The organism is Phocicoccus pinnipedialis (genome assembly GCF_903994035.1).
GTDB classification, from domain to species: Bacteria; Bacillota; Bacilli; order Staphylococcales; family Salinicoccaceae; genus Phocicoccus; species Phocicoccus pinnipedialis.
Map to the genome: position 1 here is coordinate 69,599 of NZ_CAJEWB010000007.1, position 19,029 is coordinate 88,627.

18 protein-coding genes are annotated in these 19,029 nt (G+C 35.9%); 15 read left to right on the forward strand and 3 right to left on the reverse strand.

Annotated elements, in window-relative coordinates:
- The first annotated feature begins 131 nt into the window (after positions 1 to 131).
- The 7 genes from pcrB to gatB are packed head-to-tail and all read left to right on the forward strand — an operon-like array spanning position 132 to position 9,415.
- Complete coding sequence (gene pcrB, locus H9D55_RS03955; RefSeq protein WP_186077057.1) at positions 132 to 806, forward strand: heptaprenylglyceryl phosphate synthase; 675 nt, start codon at positions 132 to 134, stop codon at positions 804 to 806.
- Complete coding sequence (gene pcrA, locus H9D55_RS03960; protein WP_186077059.1) at positions 806 to 2,956, forward strand: DNA helicase PcrA; 2,151 nt, start codon at positions 806 to 808, stop codon at positions 2,954 to 2,956. The genes pcrB and pcrA overlap by 1 nt, the downstream gene beginning before the upstream one ends.
- Positions 2,957 to 2,964: 8 nt before the next feature.
- The gene (gene ligA, locus H9D55_RS03965) at positions 2,965 to 4,935 is read left to right on the forward strand and encodes an NAD-dependent DNA ligase LigA (protein WP_186077061.1); all 1,971 of its coding nucleotides are present in this window, start codon (positions 2,965 to 2,967) and stop codon (positions 4,933 to 4,935) included.
- A 1-nt stretch (position 4,936) separates the two neighbouring features.
- A complete protein-coding gene (locus tag H9D55_RS03970) occupies positions 4,937 to 6,136 on the forward strand; it encodes a CamS family sex pheromone protein (RefSeq protein WP_186077063.1) in 1,200 nt (399 codons plus the stop codon).
- A gap of 55 nt (positions 6,137 to 6,191) precedes the next feature.
- A complete protein-coding gene (gatC, locus tag H9D55_RS03975) occupies positions 6,192 to 6,485 on the forward strand; it encodes an Asp-tRNA(Asn)/Glu-tRNA(Gln) amidotransferase subunit GatC (protein WP_186077064.1) in 294 nt (97 codons plus the stop codon).
- A 20-nt stretch (positions 6,486 to 6,505) separates the two neighbouring features.
- Entirely contained in the window at positions 6,506 to 7,984 is a 1,479-nt protein-coding gene (gatA, locus tag H9D55_RS03980) for an Asp-tRNA(Asn)/Glu-tRNA(Gln) amidotransferase subunit GatA (protein ID WP_186077098.1), read from the forward strand.
- A complete protein-coding gene (gene gatB / locus H9D55_RS03985) occupies positions 7,985 to 9,415 on the forward strand; it encodes an Asp-tRNA(Asn)/Glu-tRNA(Gln) amidotransferase subunit GatB (RefSeq protein WP_186077066.1) in 1,431 nt (476 codons plus the stop codon). It abuts the gene before it with no gap.
- A gap of 95 nt (positions 9,416 to 9,510) precedes the next feature.
- On the opposite strand, the gene H9D55_RS03990 is transcribed toward gatB, so the two are convergent.
- Positions 9,511 to 10,236, reverse strand: a complete 726-nt coding sequence (locus H9D55_RS03990; RefSeq protein WP_186077068.1) for a hypothetical protein — start codon at positions 10,234 to 10,236, stop codon at positions 9,511 to 9,513.
- Positions 10,237 to 10,338: 102 nt separating this feature from the next.
- Here H9D55_RS03990 and H9D55_RS03995 point away from each other — a divergent pair, with 102 nt between their 5' ends.
- On the forward strand, positions 10,339 to 10,848 hold the full coding sequence (locus H9D55_RS03995; protein WP_186077070.1) for a GrpB family protein: 510 nt from the start codon (positions 10,339 to 10,341) through the stop codon (positions 10,846 to 10,848).
- The gene (locus H9D55_RS04000; RefSeq protein WP_186077072.1) at positions 10,845 to 11,738 is read left to right on the forward strand and encodes a diacylglycerol kinase; all 894 of its coding nucleotides are present in this window, start codon (positions 10,845 to 10,847) and stop codon (positions 11,736 to 11,738) included. Before H9D55_RS03995 ends, H9D55_RS04000 begins: the two co-directional genes overlap by 4 nt.
- On the opposite strand, the gene H9D55_RS04005 is transcribed toward H9D55_RS04000, so the two are convergent.
- The gene (locus H9D55_RS04005) at positions 11,735 to 11,971 is read right to left on the reverse strand and encodes a hypothetical protein (RefSeq protein WP_186077074.1); all 237 of its coding nucleotides are present in this window, start codon (positions 11,969 to 11,971) and stop codon (positions 11,735 to 11,737) included. The genes H9D55_RS04000 and H9D55_RS04005 overlap by 4 nt on opposite strands.
- 84 nt (positions 11,972 to 12,055) lie before the next feature.
- On the opposite strand from H9D55_RS04005, the gene rlmD (H9D55_RS04010) reads away from it, so the two are divergent.
- Together rlmD (H9D55_RS04010) and H9D55_RS04015 are read left to right on the forward strand one after the other, a co-directional pair.
- Entirely contained in the window at positions 12,056 to 13,393 is a 1,338-nt protein-coding gene (gene rlmD, locus H9D55_RS04010; protein ID WP_186077076.1) for a 23S rRNA (uracil(1939)-C(5))-methyltransferase RlmD, read from the forward strand.
- Positions 13,390 to 14,340 (forward strand): LLM class oxidoreductase, encoded by a 951-nt coding sequence (locus H9D55_RS04015; RefSeq protein WP_186077078.1) that lies wholly within the window; start codon positions 13,390 to 13,392, stop codon positions 14,338 to 14,340. The genes rlmD (H9D55_RS04010) and H9D55_RS04015 overlap by 4 nt, the downstream gene beginning before the upstream one ends.
- Positions 14,341 to 14,394: 54 nt before the next feature.
- Here H9D55_RS04015 and H9D55_RS04020 read toward each other — a convergent pair whose 3' ends face one another.
- On the reverse strand, positions 14,395 to 15,336 hold the full coding sequence (locus H9D55_RS04020) for a threonine ammonia-lyase (RefSeq protein ID WP_186077080.1): 942 nt from the start codon (positions 15,334 to 15,336) through the stop codon (positions 14,395 to 14,397).
- Between the two features lie 133 nt (positions 15,337 to 15,469).
- Here H9D55_RS04020 and rlmD (H9D55_RS04025) point away from each other — a divergent pair, with 133 nt between their 5' ends.
- The 4 genes from rlmD (H9D55_RS04025) (at position 15,470) to H9D55_RS04035 (ending at position 18,733) form a co-directional block, all read left to right on the forward strand.
- Positions 15,470 to 16,864 (forward strand): 23S rRNA (uracil(1939)-C(5))-methyltransferase RlmD, encoded by a 1,395-nt coding sequence (gene rlmD, locus H9D55_RS04025; RefSeq protein WP_186077082.1) that lies wholly within the window; start codon positions 15,470 to 15,472, stop codon positions 16,862 to 16,864.
- A 408-nt stretch (positions 16,865 to 17,272) separates the two neighbouring features.
- Complete coding sequence (locus H9D55_RS08115; protein ID WP_208454724.1) at positions 17,273 to 17,575, forward strand: hypothetical protein; 303 nt, start codon at positions 17,273 to 17,275, stop codon at positions 17,573 to 17,575.
- A 69-nt stretch (positions 17,576 to 17,644) separates the two neighbouring features.
- The gene (locus H9D55_RS08120; RefSeq protein ID WP_208454725.1) at positions 17,645 to 18,142 is read left to right on the forward strand and encodes an HNH endonuclease; all 498 of its coding nucleotides are present in this window, start codon (positions 17,645 to 17,647) and stop codon (positions 18,140 to 18,142) included.
- A 210-nt stretch (positions 18,143 to 18,352) separates the two neighbouring features.
- Positions 18,353 to 18,733, forward strand: coding sequence for a hypothetical protein (locus tag H9D55_RS04035; protein ID WP_186077084.1), 381 nt, complete (start codon positions 18,353 to 18,355; stop codon positions 18,731 to 18,733).
- Positions 18,734 to 19,029: the final 296 nt, after the last annotated feature.

The following is a 19,029-nucleotide window of genomic DNA, read 5'->3' on the forward strand; positions in this document are numbered from 1 at the left end:
GAAAGCTTTTGTGCTTTCGGTTTTTTTAAATTAAAAAGTTCTTAGAATAACGGAAAACTCTCATGGCGGGTTTAGTGTTCGCACCTGAAAGATGATATAATTAGACTATTGATTTTGTACGGAGGATTGTCATGCTGAGTAACGTAAAACACATATTTAAACTAGATCCAAATAAAGAAATTTCTGATGAAAACTTACAAAGGGTGTGTGAGAGTGGCACAGATTTAATCTTGGTAGGTGGCACAGATGGAGTCACTGAAGATAATGTGCTCGATTTACTCGCACGTGTGCGTAGATATAGTGTACCACTTGCACTAGAAGTGACGAATGTAGATTCAGTAACGGCAGGTTTTGATCATTACTTTGTGCCAAGTGTATTCAATACGGATGATATAAATTATCGTGACGGAATACTCGCTCAGGCACTGGAAAGTCATTTTCCTGTTATTGATTTTGAGGAAATTAGTTTATTCCCATATATTATTTTAAATGAAGATTCAAAAGCATTTAAAAAGAGTAACGCATATCTTCCGGATGAAAAAAGACTGACATCCATCCTTCATATGATGGATAAGCTCTACAAATTTCCATACATTTACATTGAATATAGCGGGAAACTAGGGAGCATTGATAAGGTCAAAGAGATTAGTAACACATTAGAGAATTCAAAAATGATCTATGGCGGTGGTATTCGTAATGCGGAAGAAGCAGGAGAGTACAGCGAAGTTGCAGATATCGTTGTAGTAGGTAATGCCATTTATGACGATTTAAAACAAGCATTAAAAACAGTAGCGAGGTCTAAATAATGGATTTATCTATGATGAATAAAGAACAAAAAGAAGCGATCGTGACAACTGAAGGTCCTTTAATTGTCATGGCAGGTGCGGGAAGTGGTAAGACGCGTGTGTTAACGCACCGTATCGCTTATCTATTAGAAGAAAAAGATATTCCTTCTTACAATATACTTGCAATCACTTTTACAAACAAAGCAGCAAAAGAAATGCGTGAACGTGTAGACATGCTCATTAAAGAAGATACGTCTCACATGTGGATTTCAACATTCCACGCAATGTGTGTAAGAATCTTGCGTCGCGATATCGATAAGATTGGATATGACAGAAGCTTTTCAATTTTAGATACAACAGACCAGCTCAGTGTTGTTCGTGACGTACTAAAAAAGAGAAACATTGACGTCAAACGTTATCCACCACGCCAGTTCTTAAACTACATCTCCAATAACAAGAACGAATTGATTACAGTGAAAGAGGCGCGTGATCTCACGACTACGTACATCGATGAACTCATGGCGAATGTCTATCACGATTACCAAGAAATGTTGTTCAAAAATAGTGCGCTCGATTTTGATGACCTTATCATGCTAACTATTGAGTTATTTGAAAAACATAAAGATGTATTGTCTTACTATCAAAATAAGTTCCAATATATTCACGTGGATGAGTACCAAGATACGAACCATGCGCAATATAAGCTCGTAAAGATGCTAGCAGAGCAGTTTAGAAACATCTGTGTTGTAGGAGATAGTGACCAGTCAATTTATAAATTTCGGGGCGCAGATATTTCTAACATCTTAAACTTTGAAGAGGACTATAAGGATGCAAAAGTTGTGATGCTTGAAGAAAACTATCGTTCTAGAGAAATTATTTTAGATGCAGCAAATAAAGTGATTGAGAATAATACAGAACGTAAGCCTAAAATCTTAAGAACAAGCCGTGGTCGTGGTGAAAAGATCATGATGATTAACGCAGACAACGAACGTGAAGAGGGTACAGAAATCGTCAGTCAGATGCAGAAGCTAAACCAGGAAGGCTTCAAATATCGTGATATGGCAGTGTTATATCGTGCAAACTCTCAGTCACGTGCAATTGAGGATGCTCTCGTAAAATCGAGCATGCCTTACAACATGGTAGGTGGCATGAAGTTCTATCAGCGTGCTGAAATTAAAGATCTCATGAGTTACATGAAAGTTGTTTTAAATCCATTTGATGACATCGCAATGGTACGAATTATAAACACACCCAAACGAGGTATAGGTGTTAAAACCATTGAAACCCTAGAGAATCATGCGGTTACACTTGGCACAAGTATTTATGACGCAATGAAAGAAGCAGACTTCATCGGAATTCCAAAAGGGACTGCTAATAAGTTAGCCGTTCTTTTATCTACAATCGATAAGTTAAAAGATAAAGCAAAATACATGTCTGTGACTGAACTTGTAGACGAAATTCTACATGATACGGGATACCTAGAAATGCTTATTAGAGAAAATACACTAGAGAGTACGTCACGCATTGAAAACCTTGAAGAATTCAAGACAGTGACGAAAGAGTTTGACGAAGCGAATGAGATTTCTGATGACTTGCTCTTTGATTTCTTAAGTGACATGGCACTAGTTTCAGATCAAGACAATATCGATAGCGAAGACCGTGTGACACTTATGACAATTCATGCGTCAAAAGGACTCGAATTCAAGGTTGTTTTCTTAGTAGGTCTTGAAGATGGATTATTTCCATCGAGTCGTTCTATGGATACTGACGAAGAGATGGAAGAAGAGAGACGTCTGATGTATGTTGCGTTGACACGTGCAGAAGATAGGTTGATTTTATCACGTGCAAAATTGAGAACGATATATGGACGAACAAACTATACACAAGAAAGCACATTCCTAAAAGAGATTCCAGAAGAGCTTCTTGAATACAATTCACCATTTAAGCGTGAAATGAAGTCTGGGTCAAAACGACGTGCGACTCGTACGTACACAAACAATGAAGGTGTGTCATTCAAGGTCGGTGACAAAGTAACGCACCCAAAATTTGGTGATGGACTCATCACTCAAGTGAAAGGTTCAGGCGACAGTGAGGAACTAGATATCATATTCCAAGCTGTTGGACCCAAGCGATTACTCGCGAATTTTGCTCCAATCAAAAAGAAGGACTGAATGATTGAATGAAAGAAAAAATCAGAATGTTACAAGAGGAATTAACACAGTATAACTATGAGTATCATGTGCTTGATACGCCAACAGTTCCAGATGCTGTATATGATCGGCTTTTGCGAGAATTATTTGATCTTGAGAAAGAATATCCTGAATATAAAACAGAGGATTCCCCAACAGTGCGTGTAGGTGGACAGATCTTAGATAAGTTCGAAAAAGTTGAACACTCGACTCCGATGCTTTCTTTAGGGAATGCATTTAACACAGAGGACCTACGTGCGTTTGATAATCGAATTCGTAAAGTAGTTAATGAAGTCGAATACATGTGTGAACTCAAGATTGACGGTCTAGCAGTGAGTTTGTCCTATGACAATGGTAGATTTACTGTTGGAGCTACTCGAGGAGATGGGACAGTTGGAGAAAACATCACTGAAAACTTGAAGACGATACGTGCGATTCCACTTCGCATTGATGCGACAAGCAACTTTGAAGTTCGTGGTGAAGCATACATGCCAAAATCATCATTTGAAAAGTTGAATGCAGCGCGAGAAGCAAACGGTCAACAAGTATTTCAAAATCCGAGAAACGCCGCAGCGGGTAGTTTACGTCAGTTGGACACATCATTAACTGCTAAGCGTAATTTATCTATTTTCTTATACGGATTAACGCATCAAGAGATGTTTGATATCGACACTCAGAGCAAATCTTTAGAAATGTTAGACGAGCTCGGATTTAAGACGAATAAAGAACGTAAGGTAGCTAAAAATATTGATGAGGTTATTAAATACATTGAATATTGGCAAGAGAAACGGATGGATTTACCTTATGAAATTGATGGGATTGTAATCAAAGTCAACAATTTATCAGCTCAAGAAGAAATTGGATATACGGTCCGTTCACCAAAGTGGGCAATCGCATATAAATTCCCGGCAGAAGAGGTTGAAACAAAAATCCTTGATATTGAACTGACTGTTGGTCGTACAGGTGTAATCACACCTACAGCAATTCTAGAACCAGTAAGAGTGGCAGGGACGACAGTTTCAAGAGCGAGTCTTCACAACCATGAGCTCATCGAAGCAAGAGATATTCGTATTAATGATATTGTGATTATTCATAAAGCAGGGGACATCATTCCGGAAGTTGTACGTGTTGTGATGGAGAAGCGCACCGACCAAGAGGTCTACGAAGCACCGACAAAATGCCCATCATGTGCTCATGAAACGGTGAAACTAGAAGACGAAGTAGCGATTAGATGTATTAACCCAACATGTCCTGCACAAATCGTTGAAGATATTATTCATTTCGTGTCACGTGGTGCTATGAATATTGATGGACTAGGTGAAAAATTTGTACTACAGCTTTATGAAGCGGAGTTAATTCACGACGTCGCAGATCTTTACACATTGAAATATGAGGACTTAATTGAGCTCGATCGTGTTGGAGATAAAAAAGCAACAAACCTTTTAAATGCAATTGAAGTTTCAAAAAAACAACCACTTGAGAAAGTACTTTTTGGCCTAGGCATTCGCTTCCTCGGCCAAAAAGCATCGAGACTTCTTGCAGAAGAGTTCTTATCCATTGATAAAGTCATGGAAGCAACAGTAGATCGGCTTGTTGATATACCAGAAATTGGGGAAGTCATCGCACAATCAGTTGTCACTTATACGAACAATGAGGACTTCGTGTACTTAATCGAGAAATTAAAACAAAATGGCTTAGAAATGAAGCAAGAAGCATTTGTGCAAGAAAGTACAGCGTTTAACGACATGACATTTGTATTAACAGGTAAGCTCGAAACACTCACGCGCAATGTAGCGAAGTCACGAATCGAAGACAACGGTGGAAAAGTCACAGGAAGTGTTTCGAAGAGTACAACAGTTGTTGTAGCAGGTAGTGATGCGGGTTCTAAGCTAGAAAGAGCTATTGAATTAGGAATAGAGGTATGGAGTGAACAAAAACTCCTAGAAAGGCTAGGTGAGTAAAATGAAAAAAATGACAGGTCTACTCATTGCCAGTGCCTTGTTTTTAACAGCTTGTTCAAATACATCCGTAGATGTTGAGAACGCAGGTAAAAAGAATGCTGATCAAAACATCTCAAAACAGAGACAAGAAAACGTCGCTGATACAGTTACAGACGTTGGTGGAGATGAATTTTACCGCTCCGTCATCCCTTATAAGCTTTCAAAATCTAGAGGACTGACAAGTACTAACATGGTATCTTCATACAACATGGAGGATTTCGAGGAAGGACTCTTTGAAATCTCTAAAGAAGTGTACTCACCAGAAGATTATATCTTCCAAGAGGGTCAAATATTATCGGAAGATATGACGCGGGCATATCTTAGACGTCAATTTACCAAGGAAGAAATTGACGCAATGAATGAGGAAGAGCTTGTGAAGAGTGGGGCGTTTAGTAACTTAGGCTTAAACCCTTCAAAACAAGGTGAAGAAGACCCCGAAGTGATCGCAAAGAATACGCCATTATATCTGTCTCATATCTTAGAACAAAACTATCTGACAGTAGATGAGGAAGGTAATACTAAATTTGAAGGTATTACATTTGGCCTTGCTATGAATAGTGAACATCTCTACCAAAAAGAACAGTACGGTACAACATACCGTGAATCAATTAATGTTGAGGATGCTAAAATAGAAGGGGAAGAGATGGCAAGAGAACTATTAGATAGGCTTCGTGCCAATAAGGAGTATGTCGACAAAGCAGTTGTGTTCGCAATATACTCACAGTCTAAGAGTACGGATATCGTACCCGGGCAATTCCTTTCATACGCTATTGTGAAGCCAGGAGAGAACGAGATTTCTAAATTCATTGATATTGATGAGCAAAACATTTTGCTTCCATCAAACAATGAGGAAATACCAGAAGAGTTACGTTCGAACTACAATGCATTCAATAGAGATTTAAGCAGTTACTTCAAGTCCTATACTACGTCAGTCGGTCGTGGCCACATTAAAGATGGCAAGCTCGATCGTTTGGAAATTGAAATTCCCATCGAGTACGAATCACGCGGAGAGATGATTGGTTTATCTCAATATGCGCAATCACTCGTGGACAAATACTTTAAAAACACTAAGGTTGAAGTAAAAGTACAAGATAAAAACAACGTCTACTCGATCATCACATCGGACAAAGACGACAAAACATCTATGTACATTATGGAATAAAAGCACGTTTTTTGATAAAATTTATAATTACGAAGCAGTGAAATGGAGGATTACAATGCCTGAAATTGACAAAGATGGATTGCAACATATTGCAAACCTAGCACGTATAGAAATTAAAGATGAAAAAGAATTAGACATTCTTGCTGAAAAAGTTGAAGAAGTGATTGTTCACTCTAGAGACCTTGCAGCACTTGATCTGTCTCATTTTGAACCACTGACTCATCCAATCGAACTATTTGATGTGACACGTGAAGACGTAGTTGACGGTGCAGTTTCACAGGAAGACGCTCTCAAAAACTCACAGTCAATAGAAGAAGGACAATTTAAAGTCCCAAATATGCTATCTTAGGAGGATTTAATGTGACTAACATACACGAATTAACAGTTGAGGAACTTGTTAACAAAATTAAAGATAAAGCGTTAAAACCCTCTGAAGTTGTTAACGCCTATTATGAAAAAATTGAAAAAGATGAAGAAGCAGTTAATGCATTCATCACGATTACAAAAGATGAAGCATTGGAACGAGCTAAAGATCTAGATGCGCTTCAAGCTGAGAACAAGATGGACGGTGCATTGTTTGGTATTCCGTTTGGTATTAAAGACAACTTTAACACTAGGGATGTCTTAACAACTTGTGCAAGCCAAATGCTAGAAAACTTCTACCCAGTGTATACAGCAACTTCTGTTAAAAATTTAGAAGATGCAAACGCCTTATCTTTAGGTAAGTTAAATATGGACGAATTTGCGATGGGTTCTACAACTGAGAGCTCATACTATAAAGTAACGACAAACCCATGGAATTTAAATCACGTACCTGGAGGATCTTCAGGTGGATCAGCAGCAGCTGTCGCAGCAGGCTTTGTCCCATTTGCTCTTGGAACAGATACTGGTGGTTCAATCCGACAACCAGCAAGCTATTGTGGTGTAGTAGGTATGAAGCCTACATATGGCCGTGTATCACGATTTGGTGTAGTTGCATTTGGTTCTTCATTCGATACAATCGGACCAATTACTAAAACGGTAAAAGATAACGCGCTTGTTTTAGAACAAATGGCAGGACTTGATGAGAGAGACTCAACGAGTGCTGACAAAGAAGCAAATTTCTTAAGTTCGATTGACCAAAATCTATCTGGTAAGAAAATTGCATTACCTAAAGAATTTTTAGATGAACGTACCGGTGAAGACGTTAAAAAAGCAGTAAAAGAAGCAGTTAAAGTGTTTGAATCATTAGGTGCCACTGTAGAGGAAGTTAGCTTACCAAATATCAAATATGGTGTAAGTGCATACTACTTACTAGCATCAAGTGAAGCAAGCTCTAACCTCGCGCGTTTTGACGGTATTCGTTATGGTTATCGTGCAGAAAATCCTAAAAATCTTGATGAGTTATATATGAAAACAAGAAGTGAAGGTTTTGGTGAAGAGGTAAAACGTAGAATTTTACTCGGTACATACGTACTTGGCTCTGGGCATTACGACAAATACTTTGTACAAGCACAAAGAATGCGCCGTGCATTTATTGAGGACTTCAAAAAGTTATTTGAGACGTATGATCTTATTATTGGACCAACGACTACAGGCGTTGCTCCAAAACTTAAAGGCGGAGCACAGCACAATGAAGTCGATGATGTTGAGGCATTATTAAACGACGTTTTAACAATCCCGGCAAATATGACAGGAATTCCAGCAATCAGCATTCCATGTGGTATGTCTGAAGACGGACTTCCAATAGGGTTACAAATCCTTTCGGACCATTATAACGAGGCGGTAATCTATAACGCAGCTTACAAATTTGAAGAGAGATATAATCTTCATGATGAATTAAATAATCTCAAAATGGAGGTTAAATAAATGCACTTTGAAACAGTCATAGGACTTGAAGTTCACGTAGAACTTAACACAAAATCTAAAGCATTCTCTGGTGCACCATCACACTTTGGAGCAGAGCCAAATACAAATCTATCTGTACTTGAACTCGGTTATCCTGGCGCACTACCGGTTATAAACAAAGGCGCTATCGAGTATGCTATGAAAGCAGCACTTGCATTAAACATGGAAGTTCCAGAAGTCACACGGTTTGACAGAAAGCATTACTTCTACCCAGATAACCCAAGTGCTTACCAAATTACCCAAGATAAAGAACCAATCGGGCAAAATGGTTGGATTGAAATCGAAGTAAATGGCGAAAAGAAACGTATTGGTATTACGCGTCTTCACCTAGAAGCAGACGCGGGTAAATCTATTCATAAAGAAGGTCACTCACTTGTTGACTTAAACAGACATGGATCTGCGTTAGTGGAAATTGTTTCTGAGCCAGATCTTAGAACACCTGAGGAAGCTTACCTTTATCTTGAAAAATTACGTTCTATTATCCAGTACACTGGTGTGTCTGACGTAAAGATGGAAGAAGGTTCATTAAGAGCGGATGCAAATATTTCAATTCGTCCTTATGGTCAAGATGAATTTGGTACAAAAACAGAGTTAAAGAACTTAAACTCATTTAACTATGTACGCCGTGGACTAGAGTATGAAGAAAAACGTCAAGCAGCAGAACTACTTGCTGGTGGAGAAATTAGACAAGAAACACGTCGTTTTGATGAAAAAACAGGTGAGACAATTCTAATGCGTGTTAAAGAACATGCAGATGACTATCGTTACTTCCCAGAACCAGACCTTGGTCCTGTAACTATTTCTGAAGAGTGGAAAGAACGTGTAAGAGCAAGTATCCCAGAATTACCTGACACACTGAAGAAACGTTATATTGAGGAATATAAATTACCCGAATATGATGCAAACATCTTAACATTAGCAGTTGAGACATCTGATTTCTTCAATAAAATGGTAGAAGAATTTGGAACAGATCCAAAACTTGCGTCAAACTGGATTATGACAAGTGTGACAGAGTATTTGAACAAGAACCAAGTAGAGCTTAAAGATACAAAAATCACTCCAGAGAACTTATCTGAAATGATTAAACTGATTGAAGACGGTACGATTTCTGGTAAACAAGCGAAGCGCTTATTTACTGAACTCATTACTAAAGGTGGAAGTGCGAAACAAACAGCAAAAGACCTTGGTATGGAACAAATATCAGACCCAGAAACACTGACTAAGATGGTAACAGAAGTATTAGATGAAAATGAACAATCAATCACAGACTATAAAGAAGGAAAAGACCGTGCAATCGGATTCTTAGTAGGACAGATTATGAAGAAATCAAGAGGACAAGCTAATCCGCAAATGGTGAACAAAATCCTACTTGAAGAAATTAATAAGAGATAGACCCAAGACACTACTCACCAAAGAAAGATGATAAAGTTTCTATATAAATTTATACAAAAAACCTCGAAATCACTTATAGATTTCGAGGTTTTTAATTATTTGACTAAAAACTTTTTAATATTTTCTTGGATTTGTCTTTCTACTTGTTCTGAAAGAGTTATTTCGTCTTCACCAAACATCATTTCTGATTCCACATCCACGTTGCTTATAAAGTAAAAGTCATTATTTGTCATGTAGTCTTGATCAGTAAGAAGGACGTTTTCTAAATTATTGTGATTATGTGCGTTAGGTTCAGATAAAATAATTGCTGTCATGCCTTTGTTGTAAAAGTCCATATAGTACTTGAGTACTGTATTTAAGTTGTGCTGTGGCAATACCTCGTCATTATAATCTTGGATTTGTAATGCGCTAATAATAACGACATCAGAGTTATCAAAGTAAGAAAGTGTGTCTAAGTTCGTTGTATTACCCTCAATATCAACACGTTTAAAGGTGATTGTATCTGTATTAAAAGTCTCTTCTAAGCGTTTAATAAAATCATCGCTATAGTAGCCTGGAAGTAATACTGAAACTATAAGCGGCTCGTTTAGTTCTTTTAATTCTTGATATGTCGCATTTAGATCTTCATCACTTAATATGTAAGCGTCTTGTTTTTCTGAAGTTAGATGGGCACTTATATCTTCGCCTTTATTTAATTCAGTTTCTTCTTCAGGTATGGGGTGCGCATCATTCGAAATCCTACTCTTATTTTCAAGCCCAAAGTTTAAAAACAGCAACCCGAGAAATATAATAGCAAGAATACCGACGATAATTTTTTTCATGTAAATGACTCCTTCTCACGTGGTTTAAAAATCCTATATTTCGCCTCTATATGTTATACTTATCACATATAAATAATAACACTTTCTATTGATTTAATCATTATGAAGTATGAAGATGGAATGATAGAAATGATAAAAATGAATATAATGGAACAAATTGAAGGGATATATTTAAAAGCTACATATCCACTACTAAACACATTGAGGAAAGTTGTTGTAGAAGTCCATCATATCGGATCTTCTGCATTTAGCGATGATTTTAATACACTTGATATTTTATTTATATGCAAAAAAAATGCAGACATCTATGATTATCAAGAAATATTGATTGCAGATGGCTATACTCCAAGTAAAGATAAATCGCCATTTTTTCGTAATGTATTGATCTTATCTAAAGAAATTGATCAAATTTTAACACAGTTTATTTTTATTAGCGAGAATGATGTGCGTGTTAAAGAAATCTTGGATTTATCCAATGTCATGAAAAAATCTAAAGTACTTCAAGATGAACTAAAGCGTTTAAAACTTGAATGTGCATCAGATTACATTGATCGAAAATTTAAATTCTATAGCGATGTCAAGGACATTATGCTGAAAGGTACTGTTATATGAAAACTGCGAGAATTATTTACAATCCTACGGCTGGTAAAGAAACATTTCAAGCGGAGTTACCAGAAATTTTGTCACGTCTAGAAGATGCGGGTTACATAACAAGTGCCCATCGTACTACCGAAAAAGGAGATGCCACTGTCGCGGCTAAACAAGCTTGCAAACTTAAGTTTGATTTAGTTATTGCTGTTGGTGGGGATGGAACAGTAAATGAAGTGATTAATGGACTATTTCAATTTGAACAAAGACCTACACTTGGAGTCATTCCTATGGGGACAGTAAATGATTTTACCCGTGCATTAGGAATCCCGAGTAATATATTTGAAGCTTTAGATGTCATTATAAATGGTGAGAATGGAAATATCGACATCGGTCATATGAATGGAAAGTACTTTATGAATATTGCTGGGGCAGGAAAAATTACGGAGGTAAGCTATGAAGCACCAAGCCGTCTAAAAACAGTAATCGGCTCTCTTGCATATTACGTAAAAGGAATAGAGCTAATACCACAAATTTCAGCATTTCCGATTAGAATTGAATATGATGATGAAGTATATACAGGTAAAGTGATGTTGTTTTTAATTGGTTTAACCAATTCTATCGGCGGTTTCGAAAAGCTAGTACCGGATGCTAAGCTTGATGATGGAAAGTTTTCGATTTTAATATTAGAAGAGGTTAATCTGGCTGAGTTAGCTCATGTACTCACACTCGCGATGCGTGGCGAACACTTAAAACACAGTAAAGTAAAGTTTATTAGTGCGAGTAGCGTAAATGTATCTAGTTATGAAACGGTCCAACTGAACTTAGATGGTGAGTATGGTGGTAGGCTTCCTGCTCAATTTAAAAACTTAAAGCAAGCACTAGAAATTCGTATGAAAAAAGAGGCTGATTAAAAATCGGCCTCTTCTTTATGTAATGTTTCTGTATCATTATGAACTCCATCAGAAAGTGCTTCGTTGTTTTGAGATTCATTGAATTCTTCCAAGTGGGTTTGTCGCACTAATGTATAATTTAAAACCATGAACAACGCGATTCCGGAAATGATTACTGCTGGCAATCCAATTTCAAAGATAGTAATAAAACAATAAGCAAACATAATCCAGAGTAATAATTTTGATGACTTCATTAATCGCACCACCTTTATATGTTCAATATTATTATTATAAAGAAAAAAAGAGAATTTTTAAAGTAATTAAAGGAGAGATGTCCAATGAATGACATTCTAGAAGGTAAAGTTCTAAATTTAACACATGAAAGTAAAGGTGTCGTAAAGGTTGGGCATTATCCTGTTTTTATTCAAAATAGCTTACCAGAAGAGCAAATTGAATTCAAAATTACGAATGAGAAGAAACGTTTCGCAGAAGGTGAACTCGTTCGAATTCTAAAAGAGAATGAGAATAGAGTAGTGGCACCATGCCCATATTATTCAAAGTGTGGTGGCTGTCAGACTCAGCATATGGATGATGTACTTGAACTCGAATTTAAAACAGAGAGTGTTCGAAATACGTTAAGCAGACATATCAAAGATATTAAAGTGAATAATTGTGTATCTCATAATTTGTATGACTATCGTAATAAATCTGTATTCCACGTAAGAGAAATTGCAGGTGAGGTGCATATTGGTTTCTATAAAGAGAAGTCGAGAGACATCGTAGATGTTAAATATTGCATGATTCAGAAGCCGATTTCTAATGAAATTGTTAACACGGTTAGAAATCTCGTAGAGACATATAAGGTTTCAGCATATAATGAGCGCACAGGACGAGGTTACTTGAGAAATGTGATTGTCAGATCAAATAGTGACAACAGTGAAGTTCAAGTTGTATTCGTGACGAACTCAGATTCTGAACTGAACAAAATGTTTGTAGAGGATCTTGTACAGGCACATCAAAACATTACGAGTGTGATTCAAAACATTAATACGAGACGTACGAACCTTGTTACTGGAAGTGTATCGAGATTGATTTATGGTAATGAGTGTATTGCAGATGACATGCTAGGCAAAACTTTCAAACTACGCCACCAGTCCTTTTATCAAGTGAATCACGAAGTAACACAACTTCTATATAAAGAAGCAATTGACCAGGCGAAACTCACCGAAGACGACATTGTCATTGATGCATATTGTGGAGTAGGGACGATTGGACAAATCGCAAGTCCGCATGTTAGAAAAGTCATTGGTATCGAGGTAGTAGAGGAAGCCATTAGAGATGCCGAAGAGAATGCACTCTTAAATGAGGTCACTAACGCGGAATACCATGTGGGCAAAGCAGAAGATATTATCAAACAATTAGTTAAGAACAATGTACAACCAGATGTAGTGTTTATCGACCCACCAAGAGTAGGAACTGACAAAGCATTCTTAGATGCGGTACTTGAAGTAGGCCCAGACCGTATTGTGTATATATCATGTAACCCAGCAACACTTGGAAGAGATCTAAGCATATTAAATGAACAGTATGAAATAGAAGATGTCACGCCTTTTAATATGTTTGGAAAGACATATCATGTAGAAGTAGTATGTTCAATGAGGAAGAGAGATCTATGAATAGATTCAAAAATCATGCAGGGTTCACTCGAATGTTTAAAGAAGATCATTTAACAATCGGGTTATCTATTCCACTTGAGACATACGAAAGCGTTGTTCCAGTCATGGATATGGAAGAACAAATAAGGCTTGCTAAACTTGCGGATGATTTAAATTTTGCTGCACTTATGGTACGTGATATACCCTTACATGATCCATCTTTTAGAGATGTAGGTCAAATGTATGATCCATGGGTATATCTCGGATTTCTTGCAGCACATACAAAGAATATCGCACTCGTTACGGCAAGTGTGATTACTTCGTTTCAACATCCACTAAATCTGGCAAAATCTGCAGCATCTCTGGATAAGATTTCAGAGGGACGTCTAGTTTTTGGATTAGCGACTGGAGATCGTGATGTTGAGTTTGAAGCGTTTCAAGTGGATGAAAATAACCGGTCTGAGTATTACCGTGAAGCTTTTTATGTAATGAAAGAAATTTGGAAGAAGGAATTTCCAACAATTAAAACAGAAAGAGTGAATATGACTGGTTCAACAGATCTGTTACCAAAGCCTTCAGTAAACGATATTCCAATCTTAGTAACAAGTTTTTCTGGACAGACGCTAGAATGGATAGCAGAACATAGTGATGGATGGTTTGGATATTCACATTCTCCTGAACAACAAAAAAGATTTACAGATGAATATCGTAAACGTGCAGGTAGATTTAAGCCATATGCACAAATCTTGAATATTAAATTATTAAATGACCCTGATGCACCTAGTGAACCAATTATGATGGGCATTAAAACAGGTCGTAATGCACTCATCGAACAACTAAACATCTTGAAAGAATCTGGTGTGAATCATGTATATTTAAGCTTAAAATTAGGGGATCGTCCAATAGACGCAATGTTGGAAGAAATAGCTGAATTCGTTCTTCCACATTTTAAAACAATTGAAGAATAGAGTCTTATAATAAACAAAGCGCTTCGATTTCAACTTGAAATCGAAGCGCTTTGTTTATAAATTTAGTTGATCTAAACTTAAATTACCACCTGATATTAAAAAGCAAACCGCTTCATCTTTATTAGGCTTGAATTTACCTTCAAGAATTGCACCAATGCCAATACATGATGAGACTTCTGCTAATATTTTCCCTTTTTCAAGGAGTAATTTTTGTGCTTCAATCATTTTTTCGTCTGAAACAGTAAGAACGTCTTCAACATACTTTTGAATGTATGGAAAAGTGATCTCTCCAGGTTGATTTACAACAAGTGCGTCTGCAATTGTTGGTTTCGATTCAACCTTAATACGTTTTCCTTCTTTTAAACTCTTAGATTGTCGTGGGAGGTTTGATGGTTCTGCGCCGTATATTTTAATCTCACTATCTGATTCACTAATCGCAGTAGCGATTCCCCCAAGCATACCTCCACCGCTAGTTGGGATAAGTAGATAGTCTAGGTCAACGCCAGTGTCTAATATTTCTAAAGCTATCGTTCCTTGACCTGCCATAATCATTTCATCATCAAATGGAGAGACAATTGTCATTCCACGTCTTTCAGATAGCTCTTTTGTGATTTTGAAACGATCGTCTACATCACAAAGAACAATCTCTGCACCATTCTCTTCAATTTTATCACGCTTAAATTTAGAGCCAGTACGTGGTGTCACGACAACTGCAGGAATGCCGAGTTGTTTCGCAGCATAAGCAACGGCTTGACCATGGTTTCCACTAGAAGAACAAATGATACCTCTCTTCAGTTCTGCTTCAGATAAACTGAGAATCTTATTCATAGCACCTCTCATCTTAAATGAATTCGTAACTTGAAGATTTTCTAACTTAACAAACACGTTCGTCCCTAAAATGTCATCTAATGCATGAAGACGCAACATTGGTGTTTGAATAACGTGTTTTTTGATGCGTTCTTTTGCGTCTTGAAAATCTTTTAATGTTAGTGTCATACAGCCACTCCCTTTTTAATATATTCATTGATTATATGATACAACAATTACCTCTAGACCAAGTACAAAATATCTTGAACTTAAACTGAAATCTATATATCATTAATAGGACGTATTTGAATGGAGGAATAGTATGACAGAGGTTACACGTACATACGATGTTACAATAAAAGGTCTCGACAAAAAAGGATCAGGTACTGCAACGATTCGTCGTGAAGAGATTACAGGTAGAAATAAGAATTTAAAAGTGAGCGTACCTGAGACTTTAGTAGGTGAAGAAGTTAGAGTCACTGTCCCAAATGCATTAGGTCGTAGACGTGCAAATATATTGCCAGATGAAATACTTAAACGACATCCAGAAAGAGTCGGACCAGAATGTCCACACTTCGAATTATGTGGAGGGTGTGTATGGCAACATTGGAGTTATGAAGGTCAATTAAAAGAAAAACACAAAAATATCGTAAACTTTTTAAAAGATAAAGATTTTGACCCAAGTGTTGTGCAGCCCGTAATCGGTATGAATGAAGATCCGTGGCACTATAGAAATAAGATGGAGTTTACATTCGGTAAGAATGGAGAACTCGGTCTACATGAGCTTGGAAATTTTAGGAATGTGATTGATTTAGACACATGTTTAATTGCTGGGAAAAATATGACGGCTGCAATGCTTATCGTATCTGACTGGGCTAAAAAACACGAATTACCAGGATATAATAAAGATACAAAAGTAGGCTTAATGAGACATTTAATGATTCGTGAATCTCAGATAACTGGAGAGATGATGGTTGCATTATTTACGACGGATAATCCAGAGAATCATAGTAATATATTAAATGAGTTGGTTGAGAAATTAACAGAACAACTTCCGCAAATTGAAAGTATTATGTGGATGAAAAATACAGATATTGCCGATCGTACACAATCAGAAGATACGACGATATTATATGGCAGAGATTTTATCTATGATGAGATGAGTGGCTATAAATATCGCGTGTGGTTTGATACGTTCTTTCAAACAAATCCGGTTCAAGCACAGAAACTAGTTGAGCTTGCAATAGAGATGGCAGAAGCAAATAAAGAGATGAAAATGATCGATTTATTCTGTGGCGTAGGAACATTCTCATTACCATTTGCAAATCGTGTGAAAGAATTAGCAGGGATAGAGATTGTAGAATCCTCTATAGAATCAGCAAAGAGAAATGCGAGGGATAATGATATTGATAATACGTATTTCTTAGCACAAGATGCGAGACGCGGTATGGATAAGGTGCTAGAAGAATGGGGTACACCAGACTTGGTTTTACTAGACCCACCAAGAAGCGGAGCAGGGGGCAAAGTGATGCGAAGAATCGGTAGATTGCAAACAGACAAAGTAGTGTACGTATCGTGTAACCCAGAAACATTTGCCGAAGACATCGTATGGCTGAGAGAATTTGGATATGAATTAAAACGCGTACAACCCGTCGACTTATTTCCACATACAGTGCATGTGGAGTTGGTAGCATTGATGTCTAGGATGGAAGAATAAGAAGGGTTTAAATATTGATAGAATAAGGTTTTTCAGTGACTTTGGAGAATGTCCAAGTTGGAAAACCTTTTATTTTATGAACAGAATTGAAACTGATGATAAAAATCTAAATGATCTCATTGCACAGTTTAGAAATAGTTAAAAAGTTCATACCGTAAGGCTTACATCAAAAGGAATTTGGGATAATTATTGATATTTTTTGAACGTTTCACTTTTGAATAAAATAAAAAATGAGAGGTGCTTTCCAAATTGAAAGTAAGTGAAAAAAATGGAAATAATTTAGATTGATTACTATCCATTGCAGGTATCGTTATATTTTTAGGTTTTATTTTTCCCTCTTTTGTATTGATTGGTACAGTTATTGGATTAGCAATTATTTTACCCATTTTTATTTGTTAGCTTTCCTTAATGATTAGGAAATACAGATATTTTAAAAGTGAAGAATTTTTAAATCATAAAAAAGAAATTGAATCGACAATAAAAGAATATAATGAGATTTCAAATTATGTTAATAGCATTCCAAACAATAATATTTTTGTTCCGACAGAAATAGCGGGAGAACATTCTCACTTAGCAAAATTTGAAAATACAAGTAACTATAATTATCAGAGAGATAAGAATGAAAAAACTTTAAAAACTGAGAATGTTCATCAAGCTTCTTTACAGGTTGTTAGAAGAGCCTCAGAAGAACCTATAAAATACATGTGTTAGTACTTTAATATCAAACCTACGGAAGAAAATCTAAAGCAATTAGAAGAGATCGGCGAAAATATTTCTAGAATGGAAAATACGATTAAGAACTTAGAATTAAGACAACAACAAATAACAGAAGATTTTAATCCACCTAAGTTTATTTTGAAATATTACTATGATGAATTGATGGAAAAAATTGGAATGGATATTCCTGAAATTGATATTTCATACAGCCAATACATCTTTGAATATGTAAGTGCAGGAGGTCATAGTTCTCAACGTACAATTATTGATTTTAACGGAGAAACTGTTGAAGTTACTGCTGCATATATTGCGGAAAAAATAAAATATAATAAGAGTGCAAAAAGACAAAGGTCATTAATGACTAATAAGTTAAGAATGTTCATCAAAGAAAGAGATGCTTATACTTGTCAAATGTGTAGTGCATCAACGGATGACCACCCATTAATTTTATTAGAAATTGACCATATTATTCCTATTTCTAAAGGTGGGCTTTCGGAAAAAGAAAATTTACAAACGCTTTGTTGGAAATGTAATAGAAAAAAAGCGGATAAAATCTTATAACAGAAGATTTTATCCGATTTTTAATTTTCAATGACTAAATTATAGTTGATGTAACAAGTTAAATGTTTGTTACATTTTTCATACTTATTGACACATAATCTTATATTCAAAGTACAATATAAAAAAAGAGGAGTTTTCTGATTTTTTGAAGAAAATAACTTTAATAAAGCGTCAAAGAGCTACAAAGATATCAGTAAATGTGTTATAAAAATGGCACAAATTTATAGCATGAAAGCGTTAAGTGAAAAACTAGGATATTCAAGAAATAAACTTAAAAAGAAAATTGATGAACTGGAAATAAAAGCAATCAATGAAGATACAAGAGAATATACGACAGAGCCATTACAATATAATCACGATACATACTTATTATTAGTAGAAGAATTAGATGATATTATTGAAGAAAAAACAACTAAAAGAACAAAAAGAAAACAAAAAAAAAACAAGCGTAAATGGTGGAATATCTTAAAAAACCCAATAGCTAAAGTTTATTTAGTATTGTCTTGTAGAATTAATACTATGTTTAACGGAGTAGGAGAAAATCAAAAAGAACTACTTCGTTTATTAGTTAATTTTTCAGCTTCGCTATAGCTTTTATTCCAAATTCCTTTTTCTCGGCATAAACAGATCTCTCCTGTAAATTCAGAAAAAAACAAAAAATCTCCATTTCATGATTTTTTAAAAATGAAATTTTAGAAAACAAAACAGGGAGTGTCTAGATATTAACTTAATCATTTAACATTAAATTTTCTTCGTAAAAAAACCCCACTCAAATAATGAAAGGGTTATCTTTTTAATATCTAATAATTTATATTCCAGTTTTTTTATACTGATTGAACATACTATAAAATATTCAATAAAAGGGGGGGTAAGATGCAACTTAAAAA

Coding starts and splice junctions, on each gene's coding strand:
- pcrB (WP_186077057.1), top strand. CDS start 132: ATGCTGAGTAACGTAAAACACATATTTAAACTAGATCCAAATAAAGAA.
- pcrA (WP_186077059.1), top strand. CDS start 806: ATGGATTTATCTATGATGAATAAAGAACAAAAAGAAGCGATCGTGACA.
- ligA (WP_186077061.1), top strand. CDS start 2,965: ATGAAAGAAAAAATCAGAATGTTACAAGAGGAATTAACACAGTATAAC.
- H9D55_RS03970 (WP_186077063.1), top strand. CDS start 4,937: ATGAAAAAAATGACAGGTCTACTCATTGCCAGTGCCTTGTTTTTAACA.
- gatC (WP_186077064.1), top strand. CDS start 6,192: ATGCCTGAAATTGACAAAGATGGATTGCAACATATTGCAAACCTAGCA.
- gatB (WP_186077066.1), top strand. CDS start 7,985: ATGCACTTTGAAACAGTCATAGGACTTGAAGTTCACGTAGAACTTAAC.
- H9D55_RS03990 (WP_186077068.1), bottom strand. CDS start 10,236: ATGAAAAAAATTATCGTCGGTATTCTTGCTATTATATTTCTCGGGTTG.
- H9D55_RS03995 (WP_186077070.1), top strand. CDS start 10,339: ATGAAGTATGAAGATGGAATGATAGAAATGATAAAAATGAATATAATG.
- H9D55_RS04000 (WP_186077072.1), top strand. CDS start 10,845: ATGAAAACTGCGAGAATTATTTACAATCCTACGGCTGGTAAAGAAACA.
- H9D55_RS04005 (WP_186077074.1), bottom strand. CDS start 11,971: ATGAAGTCATCAAAATTATTACTCTGGATTATGTTTGCTTATTGTTTT.
- rlmD (WP_186077076.1), top strand. CDS start 12,056: ATGAATGACATTCTAGAAGGTAAAGTTCTAAATTTAACACATGAAAGT.
- H9D55_RS04015 (WP_186077078.1), top strand. CDS start 13,390: ATGAATAGATTCAAAAATCATGCAGGGTTCACTCGAATGTTTAAAGAA.
- H9D55_RS04020 (WP_186077080.1), bottom strand. CDS start 15,336: ATGACACTAACATTAAAAGATTTTCAAGACGCAAAAGAACGCATCAAA.
- rlmD (WP_186077082.1), top strand. CDS start 15,470: ATGACAGAGGTTACACGTACATACGATGTTACAATAAAAGGTCTCGAC.
- H9D55_RS08115 (WP_208454724.1), top strand. CDS start 17,273: ATGATTAGGAAATACAGATATTTTAAAAGTGAAGAATTTTTAAATCAT.
- H9D55_RS08120 (WP_208454725.1), top strand. CDS start 17,645: ATGGAAAATACGATTAAGAACTTAGAATTAAGACAACAACAAATAACA.
- H9D55_RS04035 (WP_186077084.1), top strand. CDS start 18,353: ATGGCACAAATTTATAGCATGAAAGCGTTAAGTGAAAAACTAGGATAT.